General features: G+C 71.0%; 8 protein-coding genes. 2 read left to right on the top strand and 6 right to left on the bottom strand.

Features of this window, described 5'->3' with window-relative positions:
- Positions 1-552: 552 nt before the first annotated feature.
- A complete protein-coding gene (locus tag ACZ4NB_RS06640; RefSeq protein ID WP_384430192.1) occupies positions 553-807 on the top strand; it encodes a hypothetical protein in 255 nt (84 codons plus the stop codon).
- 227 nt (positions 808-1,034) lie between these two features.
- On the opposite strand, the gene ACZ4NB_RS06635 is transcribed toward ACZ4NB_RS06640, so the two are convergent.
- From ACZ4NB_RS06635 to ACZ4NB_RS06625, 3 genes are all read right to left on the bottom strand, one after another.
- Complete coding sequence (locus ACZ4NB_RS06635) at positions 1,035-3,695, bottom strand: bifunctional FO biosynthesis protein CofGH (RefSeq protein ID WP_467658781.1); 2,661 nt, start codon at positions 3,693-3,695, stop codon at positions 1,035-1,037.
- A 135-nt stretch (positions 3,696-3,830) separates the two neighbouring features.
- Complete coding sequence (locus tag ACZ4NB_RS06630; protein ID WP_467658779.1) at positions 3,831-4,232, bottom strand: VOC family protein; 402 nt, start codon at positions 4,230-4,232, stop codon at positions 3,831-3,833.
- Positions 4,233-4,592: 360 nt separating this feature from the next.
- The gene (locus tag ACZ4NB_RS06625) at positions 4,593-5,417 is read right to left on the bottom strand and encodes a TIGR03619 family F420-dependent LLM class oxidoreductase (RefSeq protein ID WP_467658777.1); all 825 of its coding nucleotides are present in this window, start codon (positions 5,415-5,417) and stop codon (positions 4,593-4,595) included.
- A 211-nt stretch (positions 5,418-5,628) separates the two neighbouring features.
- Between ACZ4NB_RS06625 and ACZ4NB_RS06620 the strand changes: the two genes are divergently transcribed.
- Entirely contained in the window at positions 5,629-7,152 is a 1,524-nt protein-coding gene (locus ACZ4NB_RS06620) for a CehA/McbA family metallohydrolase (protein WP_467658775.1), read from the top strand.
- Between the two features lie 136 nt (positions 7,153-7,288).
- On the opposite strand, the gene ACZ4NB_RS06615 is transcribed toward ACZ4NB_RS06620, so the two are convergent.
- From ACZ4NB_RS06615 to ACZ4NB_RS06605, 3 genes are all read right to left on the bottom strand, one after another.
- Entirely contained in the window at positions 7,289-8,854 is a 1,566-nt protein-coding gene (locus tag ACZ4NB_RS06615) for an APC family permease (RefSeq protein WP_467658773.1), read from the bottom strand.
- Between the two features lie 283 nt (positions 8,855-9,137).
- Positions 9,138-10,598, bottom strand: coding sequence for an aldehyde dehydrogenase family protein (locus ACZ4NB_RS06610; RefSeq protein ID WP_467658771.1), 1,461 nt, complete (start codon positions 10,596-10,598; stop codon positions 9,138-9,140).
- Between the two features lie 142 nt (positions 10,599-10,740).
- Positions 10,741-12,480: an N-acyl-D-amino-acid deacylase family protein gene (locus ACZ4NB_RS06605; RefSeq protein ID WP_467658770.1), complete on the bottom strand. Its 1,740-nt coding sequence runs from the start codon at positions 12,478-12,480 to the stop codon at positions 10,741-10,743.
- Positions 12,481-12,500 lie beyond the last annotated feature (20 nt).

The raw sequence follows: 12,500 nt of genomic DNA, 5'->3' as shown, positions 1-12,500 counted from the left end.
GAGGCTCACTACCTGCCGGGACGTTGTGGGGCCCCTGGCGCAGCACTGTAATCGACCACGATTGATCAATTTCAGGCCAGGTGAGTATGCGAACAGTCACTGGCTAGGAGGCTTTTGGGCGATACGGCCCGGAAGGGGACGACACGACGACGTGCACCGTCCGCCACCGCCCCGCCACTGCCCGTGGCCCCGCTGGGGGCCATGCCGGGCAGGTGAACATGCCCGTCCTCTGCCCGTCCTTCCGCTCGTGCTCCTGCCCTCGGGCGCGCTTGCCCTGGCGAGCCCCGCGAGCGGGCCTGGCTCCCCCGCTCCTCTTCCCCTCCCCCCTCCCCGCCCGCCCTCCCTCCACCGCCCGTACGGCACCGCCCCCCACCGCCGACACGACGCTTCCCCCCACCGCCGGCACCAGTCGCCGGGCCGGGCTCGCCGGCGACGGGGACCCGGGCCTGCGTACGGCGCCGCCCTTCGCCGCCCTTCGCCGTCCCATGCCTCGCCGCCGGGCCGCTCATCCATTCGATGATGGCGAGGGCGCCCGCTGGGCATGCTCTCCCCATGTCCGAGTACGAGTGGGATCGCACCACCATGGCCGTCGTCGCCTCCGCGCTCTCGGGAGACAGCGACGGCGCGGTGGAACTCCTTCGGCCGCTCCCGCAGAGGGATGTCTGCCACATCGCGGTACGACTCGCCGCCATGGCCGCCGACGCCTTGATCGTCGCCGCCCAGGACAGCGGAGGCGATCGCGAGGAGGCCCTGTCGCAGTGGCAGCAGTGCATCCTCCAGCACGAGGCCGAGTACGACGGCGAGTGACGCGGGGCCGCCCCGCTCAGTAGCAGCTCGGGCCACATGGCTCAGGCACGGTGCGGGCGGTCCTGACGGCTTTGTCGCCCTGCTCACGCAGATTAGCCTTCGGCGGAATCGAGCGTCGGGGGCTGTGGATAACTCCGTACGTGCCGATGCCCTGATGGTCCGCCACGACGGTATGGCCGGGTCAACTCACGCCCAGATCCACCCTGTTGGAGCCATCCCCACTCCCCCTACTCCACCACCGGCAGCAGGTCCGGCAGATGGCCGTCCGATGCGAGGGCGGTGCTGTGACGTTCCTGCGGCACCGGGCCGTAGGTCGTCGTGCGGGGGCGGGCGGGGCGGCCGGCCTGTTCGGCGATGGCGATCAGGTCCTGGATGGAGCGGTAGGAGCCGTAACTCGAACCCGCCATCCGGGAGATGGTCTCCTCCATCAGCGTGCCGCCCAGGTCGTTGGCGCCCGAGCGGAGCATCTCGGCGGCGCCGTCCGCGCCGAGCTTGACCCAGCTGGTCTGGATGTTGGTGATGTACGGGTGGAGCAGGAGCCGGGCCATGGCCGTGACCGCGCGGTTGTCGCGAGTGGTGGGGCCGGGACGGGCGATACCGGCGAGGTAGACGGGGGCGTTGGTGTGGATGAAGGGAAGGGTGACGAATTCGGTGAAGCCATCGACGTTGTGGGACAGCGCGGACTGCTGGATCTCGGCCAGCAGGCGGAGGTGGCCGAGCCAGTGCCGCGGCTGGTCGACATGGCCGTACATCATCGTCGATGACGAGCGGATGCCCAGCTCATGGGCGGTTTTGATGACCTCGACCCAGGTGGCGGTGGGCAGCTTGCCCTTGGTGAGGACCCAGCGGACCTCGTCGTCGAGGATCTCGGCGGCCGTCCCGGGGATGCTGTCCAGACCGGCGGCCTTGGCCTCGGTGAGCCATTCGCGGATGGACATGCCGGTGCGCGTCGCGCCGTTGACGACCTCCATGGGCGAGAAGGCGTGCACATGCATCCCCGGGACGCGCTCCTTGACCGCGCGGGCGATGTCGAAGTACGCCGTACCGGGCAGGTCGGGGTGGATACCGCCCTGCATGCAGACCTCCACCGCGCCCACGTCCCATGCCTGTTGGGCACGGTCGGCGACCTGGGAGAGCGACAGCGTGTAGGCATCGGCGTCCGTACGGCGCTGGGCGAAGGCGCAGAACCGGCAGCCGGTGTAGCAGACATTGGTGAAGTTGATGTTCCTGGTGACGATGTAGGTGACGTCGTCGCCCACCGTGGCGCGGCGCAGATCGTCGGCGATCTTGCAGAGGGCGTCCAGCGCCGGCCCGTCGGCGTGCAGCAGCGCCAGCGCCTCCGGGTCGGTGAGCTTGGTGGGATCGTCGGCGGCCTGCGACAGGGCCTGCCGTACGTCGGCGTCGATGCGCTCCGGTGCCATCCCCGGGGCGGCGGCCTCGCGCAGCGCCTCCCAGTCGCCGTAGACCTCGTCGAAGTCGTCGCGGCGGTCGGTGGTGCGGCCGTCGGTGTCGATGGTGCGGTGCAGGTCTGTACGGCCCGTGGAGTGCATCGCGAAGCCCTCGTCGGGCTCCTGCCAGGGGCGGCCGACCACCGGGGCGTCCTCGACGGCCAGCCCCGTCTCCGGGTCGGCGAGCGCCCGGACATGGGGCAGCAGGCGGGGGTCGAGCCAGGGTTCGCCGCGCTGGAGGAACTCCGGGTAGATGGGAAGCCGTTCACGCAGCTCGAAACCGGCGGTGGCGCAGCGCTCGGTCAGCTCCTCGATCTGCGGCCAGGGACGCTCGGGGTTGACGTGGTCGAGGGTCAGCGGGGAGACGCCGCCCCAGTCGTCGATCCCGGCGTCGATGAGCAGCGCGTATTCGCCGTCGACCAGATTGGGCGGGGCCTGGATGCGAGTCGAGGGGCCCATGATGTGTCGGGCCACCGCGATCGTCGCGGCCAGCTCCTCCAGTTCGGCGTCCGGCATACCGCGCATCGCCGTGTCCGGCTTGGCGCGGAAGTTCTGCATGATCAGTTCCTGGATGCCGTGGTACGCGCGCTGGATGCGGCGCAGCGCGAAGAGGGACTCGGCTCGCTCCTCGTAGGTCTCGCCGATACCGATCAACAGCCCGCTGGTGAAGGGGACATTGGAGCGGCCGGCGTCCTCCAGGACGCGCAGCCGGACGGCCGGCTCCTTGTCGGGCGATCCGTAGTGCGGACCGCCGGGCTCGCTCCACAGGCGCTCGGCGGTCGTCTCCAGCATCATCCCCAGCGACGGGGCCACCGGCTTCAGGCGCTGGAAGTCCGTCCAGGACATCACCCCGGGGTTGAGGTGCGGCAGCAGTCCGGTCTCCTCCAGGACGCGGATGGCCATGGCGCGGAGGTACGAGACCGTGTCGTCGTAGCCGTGCGCCTCCAGCCACTCGCGGGCCTCCGGCCAGCGGTCCTCGGGCTTGTCCCCCAGGGTGAACAGGGCTTCCTTGCAGCCCATCTCCGCGCCGCGGCGCGCGATGTCCAGCACCTCGTCGGGCGACATGAACATCCCGTGGCCGTCACGGCGCAGTTTGCCGGGGACGGTGGCGAAGGTGCAGTAGTGGCACTTGTCCCGGCACAGGCGCGTCAGGGGGATGAAGACTCCGCGCGAGTACGTGATGACGCCGGGGCGGCCCGCGGCCTCCAGGCCGGCGTCCCGCACCCGGGCCGCGGAGGCGCACAGGTCCGTGAGGTCCGCGCCGCGGGCCTGCAGCAGCACCGCGGCCTCGCCGACGTCCAGCGCCACACCGTCGCGGGCCCGCTTCAGCGCGCGGCGCATCGCGTTCGCCGTGGGGCGGCCCTGGCTGGGCCCGGCGCTCGTCCCTCGGTCGGTCACCTGGTCGGATGCCTGGTCAGGTCCCTGCGCGCTGGTAGTCATTCCCCGAGCATACGAGCGCCCGCCGACAGCACCCCCGCCGGAGAGCACGGCTGTCGATGTGCCGCTGATCACTGCGGACGGAGGTTATGTCCGCCCCCAAAGCGGGCAATTCCCCGGCGGTGGCTCCCCTCATGCCTACATGCTGGCCAGCAGCTCGTCGGAGTACGTCCGGGTCATGAACTCCATGTTGTGACCGTCGGGATCGTTGATGTAGACGCCGCGGCCGCCGTCCCGGGTGTTGATCTGCTGGGGCTTGTTGTGCATGGGGTCGGCCCAGTAGGGCAGTTCGCGCGCCTGTATGCGGCCCATGATCGCGTCGAACTCTTCCTCGGTGACCAGGAACGCGTAGTGCGTGGGGACGAACTCACCGCCGCCGCCCAGATGCTCGGCGTAGTCGAGGGCGACCCCGTTGTCCAGCTTGAGGGCGGCGAAGGGTCCGAACGACTTCGGCTCGGCCACTCCCAGCAGGTCGGCGAGGAAACGGGCGGAGGCGAAGCGGTCGGTGCTCTGCACGATCGTGTGGTCGAGGCGAGGCATCTGGGATCTCCTTGATCTTCGTGGTCCGGCGATCGGTGGCGCCCCCAGTGAGCCCCTGGATCGGCTCAGGGCGCCGGCCTTCCGGGACCGGTGAGCGATCTCCTGTGGACCGCGGATCTGCGGGTCCTTCACCTTCGACGGTACGACCGCGGGCGCCGACGCGGATCGGTCCGCGGTACCGGACGGGGCCGGTACCGGGGCCGTACGCCGATGGTCCTAGGGCACGCCGCGGCCCCGCCCTCCCCCGGGCGCGCGCCTGGGCCACCCGACCCGTCCGTCACCCACCTCGCACGGCGCACTCCCGTACGTCACGGGTGCGCGCGCGGCACCCATGGCGCGGCCGCCCGGCGCGCTGCCGTGTCACAGGTACCGCGCGAAGTCGTCCAGCGTCCGCAGCACCTCCGCCTCCCCGGCGGCGGGCAGTTGCAGGACCACCTCCTGCAGGCCCAGGTCGCTGTAGTGGGCCAGCTTTCCGGCCGACGGCCGCACTCCGTACGGCACCACCAGCGGCTCGCCCGCCCGCCCCGCGTCCGACCATGCCTGCCGCAGTACCGGAAGGGTCTCGGTCAGCCCTCGGCCACCGATCGGCAGCCAGCCGTCCGCGTACTCGGCGATCTGCCCGAAGAGTTTGGGGCCGGCCGCGCCGCCGAGCAGCATGCGCGGCGCGCCGTGCACCGGCTTGGGGTAGGCCACGGACGCCCGTACGGACCCGAATTCGCCCTTGTACGCGGTCGGTTCGTCCGCCCACAGGGCGCGCATCAACGCCACCCGGTCGCGGGTCAGCTCGCGCCGGGTCGACCACTGCACTCCGTGGTCGGCGGCCTCCTCGACGTTCCAGCCGTAGCCGATGCCGAGCGTGAAGCGGCCGTTGGAGAGGAAGTCCAGGGTCGCGATCTGCTTGGCGAGATCGACCGGGTCGTGCTGTGTGACCAGGGTGATGCCGGTGCCCAGGGCGAGGCGCTCGGTGACCGCGGCGGCCTGGCCCAGGGCGATGAGCGGGTCGAGGGTGCGGCCGTATTCGCGGGGCAGCGGCTCACCCATGGGCGCGGGGGTGTCGCGGCTGGCGGGGATGTGGGTGTGTTCGGGGAGGTAGAGGCCGGCGAATCCGCGCTGTTCCAGCTCACGGGCGAGTCGGTCCGGCCGGATCGTCTCGTCGGTCAGGAAGATCGTGGTCGCGATCCGCATCTGTGGACACCTCCGTCAGGCGTGTGGGTGACGGCATGTTGCCTCAGCGCCCGACAGTTATCCACAGACCTTTCCCTCCGCGTCACAGCCGCGTACAACAGTTTTCACGCGGCGCGACGAAACGACCGCGCAGCGATACGAGACCGATACGGCGCGAGACGGCCCGAGACGGCACAGGCCGACACGGCACAAGACGACACGGGGGGCGGGTATGGAACGACGCGATGTTCTGAGGCTTTCGGCGGTTGCGGGCGCGACGGGCGCGCTTACGCTCGGACGTGTGAGCTTCGCCGACGCGGAGCCGGCGGCCGGGCGCCCGGATGGCGGGCCGGGCGAGCAGACCCGCCGGGTCACCGGCCATCTGCCGACCGGCGCTCCGGACTTCGTCCACCTGCCGGTCGAAGTGCCGCACGGGGTGCGGGAGATCGCCGTCTCCTACCGCTACGACAAGCCCCCTGTGCCCGAGGGCACGGCCGGCAACGCCTGCGACATCGGCATCTTCGACGAGCGGGGCACGGAGCTGGGCGGCTCCGGCTTCCGCGGCTGGTCGGGCGGCGCGCGTGCGGAGTTCTTCCTGCGCGCCGACGAGGCCACCCCGGGATACCTTCCCGGCCCCGTCAACGCCGGCACCTGGCACATCGCCCTCGGCCCGTACACGGTCGCGCCGCAGGGGCTGTCCTACGACGTCACGATCACCCTGCGGTACGGCCCACGGGGGCACACCCCGGCACCCGTCTATCCGCCCGAGCGTGCCCGGGGCCGCGGGCGCGCCTGGTACCGCGGCGACAGCCATCTGCATTCGGTCCACTCCGACGGCAGGCGCACCCCCGCAGAGATCGCGGCGCTGGCCCGCGCCGCCGGCCTGGACTTCATCACCACCTCCGAACACAACACCACCTCCGCGCACCGCGCCTGGGAAGGGCTGTGGGGCGACGACCTGCTGATCCTGACCGGCGAGGAGGTGACCACCCGCAATGGGCACGTGGTGGCGATGGGCACCGACCCCGGGGTCTTCATCGACTGGCGCTACCGGGCGCGCGACAACGCCTTCGGGAAGTTCGCGCGTGCCATCCGAAGAGCCGGGGGACTGGTCATCCCGGCGCATCCACACGCCACCTGCATCGGCTGCAACTGGAAGTTCGGGCTGAACGAAGCCGATGCGGTGGAGGTCTGGAACGGCCCGTACACCCCAGATGACGAGGTCACCCTCGCCGAGTGGGACAACACCCTGGTCGCGCACGCCCAGGGCCGCGCCGACTGGCTGCCGGCCGTCGGCCACAGCGACGCCCACCGCGACCCGGACGTCGTCGGTCTGCCGCAGACCGTGGTGCTCGCCGACGATCTCTCCCGCCGCGCCCTCCAGGACGGCATACGGGCGGGCCGGGTCTGGATCGCCGAATCCTCGAAGGTCGACCTGGCCTTCTCCGTCACCGGCGAGCGCGGCGAACACGCCGGAATCGGCGAGCGCCTGGAGGTCTCCCCCACGGCGCGGGTCACCGCCCGGCTGAAGGTGTCCGGTGCCCCGGGCTGCACGGCCTCCTTCGTCACCGACCAGGGCCGGCTGTACACGACCCCGCTTCCGCCGTCCGGCGAGGGCACCGTCACCTGGCAGACCACGCCGGACTACGCCGCCTATATACGCGCGGAAGTCCGCCACCCGCCGACCACAGCGGGCCTCCCGGGCCCGATGGCGGCCATGACCAACCCGATCTTCCTGGGTCGCCGGGAGGACTGAGAGATGTGGGAGGACTGAGAGATGTGAGGGGTGCGAGAGGGGTGAGGGGCGTGAGAGGGGTGAGAGGAGTGGGGCACGTTCACCGGCGCCGGAGGCATGGCGGCGGGTGGTCGCCTACTCCTCCACTACTCCTCCGCTACTCCTCCACCACCAACGCCGGTGTGGCCCGGGTCAGGATCTCGCCCCGGAAGAAGGCGGGGCTGCGGCGTTGCATGACGAGCATGAGAACGACGCCCAGGAGGAGCAGGCCGACCCCGATGACGAAGACCGAGCCGACTCCGAGGACCGAACTGCCGGACCCGTAGGCGGGGTTCCACATGTCGATCAGGGTCTTGGCGAAGACCGCCGCGAGCAGGACGCCGCCCAGGAACGGGAAGACGCCCTTGAAGAGCAGGTCGCGGACCGAGGTGCGCAGCTCGCGGCGGAAGAACCAGGCGCAGGCGAAGGCCGTGATCGAGTAGTAGAAGCAGATCATGAGGCCGAGGGCGCAGATGGTGTCGATGAGGACGTTCTCGCTGAGGAGGCTCATCACGGCGTAGAAGACGCCTGTGGCGACACCGGCGGCGACGGTGGCCTGCCCCGGGGAGCGGAAACGCGGGTGGATCTTGGCGAAGGACGCCGGCAGCGCCTCGTAGGTGCTCATCGCCAGGACCGTGCGGGCCACCGGGATGAAGGTGGTCTGCAGACTGGCCGCGGCCGAGGCGAGGACCGCGACGAAGAGCAGTACGCCGAGCACGGTGCCCATGACGGGGTTGGCGAGGGCGGCGAAGACGTTGTCGGACGTGTCCGGGTTGCCCAGGCCGAGTCCCTTGTCGCCGGCGCCGGAGAACATCTGGGAGGCCACGGCGGTGAGCAGATACGAGCCGATCAGCACGAGCATGGCCAGAAGGGCGGCGCGGCCGGGCGTCTTCGCGCTGCCGGCGGTCTCCTCGTTGACCGTGAGGCAGGCGTCCCAGCCCCAGAACATGAAGATCGAGAGGGACAGACCGGCCGTGAAGGCGGAGAAGGACTGGACGGCGAACGGGTCAAGCCAGGTCCAGGAGAAGTGGACGGAGCCGGCGAAGTCGCCGGACCGCGCCTTGATCACGGCCATCGCGACGAAGACCGCGAGGACGGCGAGTTGGAGGCCGACCAGGGCGTACTGGACGCCCTTGGTGGCGGTCATCCCGCGGTAGCTGATCGCGGTGGCGACGGCGATGAAGGCCAGGCACGTCAGGACGTGGGCGGCCTTGTTGCCGTCGAGGTCGGCGATGGCTTGGCTGCCGGTGACTTCGCCGAGCAGCAGATAGAAGAACGAGGTGGCCACGCCGGCGAGGTTGGAGAGCACGATGATCGTCGCGATCACCAGCCCCCAGCCGCACATCCAGCCGATCCGCGGTCCGAAGGCCTTGACGGTCCAGGTGAAGGAGGTGCCGCAGTCCGGTACGGCCTTGTTGAGCTCGCGGTAGGCGAAGGCGACCAGCAGCATCGGCAGGAAGCCGGCGAGGAAGACGGCCGGCATCTGCAGCCCGACCTCGCCGACCGTCGGGCCGAGCGTCGAGGTGAGGCAGTAGACGGGGGCGACGGTGGAGATACCGATGACCGCGCTGCCGAGCAGTCCTACGGAGTTGCCGCTGAGGCCCTTGCTGCGGGTGTCACCGCCGGTAGCGCCGACGCTCGTTACCGTGTCTCCGGTCTGGGGCCGGAGGTCAACCTGAACCATGAACAGGACGTTAAGCGCTGCTGTATTCGTATCCGGAAGATCAAACTCCGGAGGGGATCCCTTCACAGCACAGGGGGATTGACGCACCGGCCAGGCGATACCAAGATTAGTTGCAGAATCAACCTTTGATTCGATGGCCGCGCGTCATCGCTTCCACATTGCGGGAATCGCAGCACTGTCCGATTTGCCACGATTCAAAATTTTCCCGTCCGGATGTTGAACACCACATCCCGCTCACCGGAGCTTCCCGCCGTCGCCACTCGGCCCGGCGGCCTCCCCCGGCTCACCCCGGCCACACGATCGCCTGCAGCTCGCTGTACGCGTGCAGCGCGTACGAGCCCACGTCCCGCCCCACGCCGCTCCGCTTGAAGCCGCCGAACGGCGCCTCCATGTTCCGGCCGACGGTGTTGACCCCGACCCCGCCGGCCCGCAGCCGCCGGGCCACCCGGAAGGCGCGGGCCACATCGCCCGACCAGACGTAGTCGATCAGGCCGTAGTCGCTGTCGTTGGCCAGGGCCACCCCTTCGTCCTCCTCGTCGAAGGGAACGACCACCACGACCGGACCGAAGATCTCCTCCCGCACCACGCGCATCTCGCGGGTGCAGTCCGCAAGGAGCGTCGGGGCCACATAGAACCCCTTCTCCTGCGCGGGCCGCTCACCGCCCGCGACGAGGCGGGCGCCCTCCTTGCGGCCCAGTTCCACATACGACTCGACCCGGTCCCGGTGCGCGGCCGAGATCACCGGCCCCACGACCGTGCCCCGCTCCCTCGGATCGCCGACCCCGAGCTGCCCGACGTACCGCGCGAGCCCCTCCACCAGCGCCTCGTACACACCCCGCTGCGCGATCACCCGCGTCGGCGCCGTACAGATCTGCCCGCTGTAGAAGGAGAAGGTCGTGCCGATGCCCCGGACGGCCGACTCCAGGTCCGCGTCGTCGAAGACCACCGCCGCGCCCTTGCCGCCCAGCTCCATGAGCTGGCGCTTCATGCCGCGTCCGCAGACCTCGCCGATGCGCCGGCCGACCGCCGTGGAGCCGGTGAAGCTCACCATGTCCACGTCCGGCGAGTCGACGGCCGCCTCACCGACCTCCACCGACGCACCGCTCACCACGTTCACCACGCCCGGCGGCGCCCCCGCCTCCTCCAGCGCGGCCGCCATCCGGTACACCGACAGGGGATCCTGCGGGGCGGGCTTGACCACGACCGTGTTGCCCATGGCCAGGGCCGGCGCCACCTTGCCCGCGGGATTCGCCCAGGGGTTGTTGTAGGAGGTGATGCAGGTGACGACGCCGACCGGCTGACGTACCGCGAGCGCACCGATCACCGCCGCCCCGCCCATCGGTCCGGCCTCGTTGATCTGCGGCACCAGCGCCTGTTCGACCGGCTCCAGGGCCCCCTTGGCGTAGCGGCGGAAGCGCGCCACCCCCACTCCGACCTGCATGCCCCGCGCGGTCGCGGTCGTCGCACCGCTCTCGGCCTGCGCCAGCTCGGCGTTCGCGGCGAAGTCGCGCTGGATGACGTCCGCGGCCCGGTCGAGGATCGCGGCGCGCTCCTCCGGCCGGGTACGGGACCAGGCCGCGAGGGCCTCGCGCGCCGCCGCGGCCGCCTCGTACACCTGCGCCCGGGACGCCTCGGGCGCGCGCCCGACGACCGACCCGTACGCCGGATCGATCACGTCGTAGTGCCCGCCGGCCGGCTCGACCCACTCCCCGCCGATGAACAACTTCCCGTCCGACACCGTCATATGGCACCCCCGACCGTCACTCGGTCCTCCTCTGCGGCCGCTCGGCGCTCCCCAGCCGTCGTTTGATGCGCCCGTGCGGCCACTCGGCGTCCGTCAACCGTCGTTCGGCGCTCCCTCGCCGCCCCTCGGTGCTCCCCGCCCGTCACTTGGTGGCCACCGTCCTGGTGTCCCGCCCCGACCGCAGCACCCGTCCCGGTACGGCGCCGGTCACCGCATCGTCACGGATCACCTCGACGCCGTTGACCCACACCGCGTTGACGCCGATCGCCGCGGAGTCCAGACGAGGGCTGTCACCCGGCAGGTCGTGCACGAGCGTCGCCTTGCCCGCGTCGATGGTCTCCGGGTCGAAGAGCACCAGATCGGCGTGCCAGCCCTCCTGGACGCGCCCCCGCTCCCGCAGGCCGAAGAGCTGCGCGGGGTCGTCGGTGAGCATCTTCACGGCCTGCTCCAGGCCCACCAGCCTGCGGCCGCGCAGGCAGTCGCCGAGGAACCGGGTCGTGTACGGGGCCCCGCACATCCGGTCCAGGTGCGCGCCCGCGTCCGAGCCGCCCAACAGTACGTCCTCGTGCTGCCAGGTCTCGGCGCGCAGGGCCCAGGAATCGGGGTCGTTGTCGGTCGGCATGGGCCACAGCACCGTGCGCAGCCGGTCGTTGGCGCAGATCTCCACCAGGCAGGCGAACGGCTCCTGCCCGCGCTCGGCGGCGATGTCCCGTACGACCCGCCCCGTCAGGCCCGCGTTGGCCTCGCTGTACGTATCGCCGATGACATAGCGGCCGAAGTCGGCGAGCCTCCGGAAGACGCCGGCCTCCTTGCTGTCCGCGCGCCGCAGCATCTCGGCGCGCACCTTGGCGTCGCGCAGCCTGGCGATCCGCTCGTCGATCGGCAGCCCGAGGACCTCGCCCCATCCGGGGATCAGGTTCAGGGCGCAGAAGGTGCCCAGCGACATGTTCATCGGCGTCAGGATCGGCATCGTCAGCGCCACGATCCGGCCGCCCGCCTCACGGGCCCGTTCACTGGCCACGAGCTGGCGCGGCACACGCTCGGGGACGGCGGCGTCGATGGTGAGGACGTTCCAGTTCAGAGGCCGCCCGGCCGCCGCGCTCATCTCCACGAACAGCTCGATCTCCGCGTCGCTGAACTGGTCGAGGCAGCCGGCCACGATCGCCTCGATCTGCGTGCCCTCGTGTTCGGCGACGGCCCGCGACAGGGCGAGCAGCTCGGCCGGCTTCGCATGCCGGGACGCGACCGGCTCGCCGTCGCCGTCGGAGTGGGTGGACGACTGGGTCGTGGACAGCCCCCAGGCCCCCGCCGCCATCGCCTCGTGGAAGAGGGCGAGCATCTGCGCCATCTGCTGCTCGCTCGGCTGCCCGCCCACCGCGTCCGCGCCCATCACATACCGGCGCAGCGCGCAGTGCCCCACCATGAAGCCCGCGTTGACGGCGATGCGCCCCTCCAGCGCGTCCAGGTACTCCCCGAACGAACTCCAGTCCCAGGGCGCGCCCTCCTCCAGCGCCACCAGGGACATGCCCTCCACCTTGGACATCATCCGGCGGGTGTAGTCGGCGTCCTCGGGCCGCGCGGGGTTCAGCGGGGCCAGGGTGAAGCCGCAGTTGCCGCCCGCGACGGTCGTCACGCCGTGGTTGAGCGAGGGCGTGGCATAGGGGTCCCAGAAGAGCTGGGCGTCGTAGTGGGTGTGCGGGTCGACGAATCCGGGCGCGAGGATCCGGCCGCGGGCGTCCTCGCTCGTGGCGGCCTCCTCGTGCACCGTCCCGGGGTCGGCGACGACGGCGATGCGCCCGTCGCGTATCCCGACGTCGGCGACGTACCCGGGCGCGCCCGTCCCGTCCACGACGGTCGCGCCCTTGATCAGGTGGTCGAGCATGACGACAGTGCCTCCCCTTC

The organism is Streptomyces sp. NPDC026575, assembly GCF_055567415.1.
Note: the sequence above shows the minus strand (reverse complement) of the source record. Positions and strands in the feature narration are given on the sequence as shown.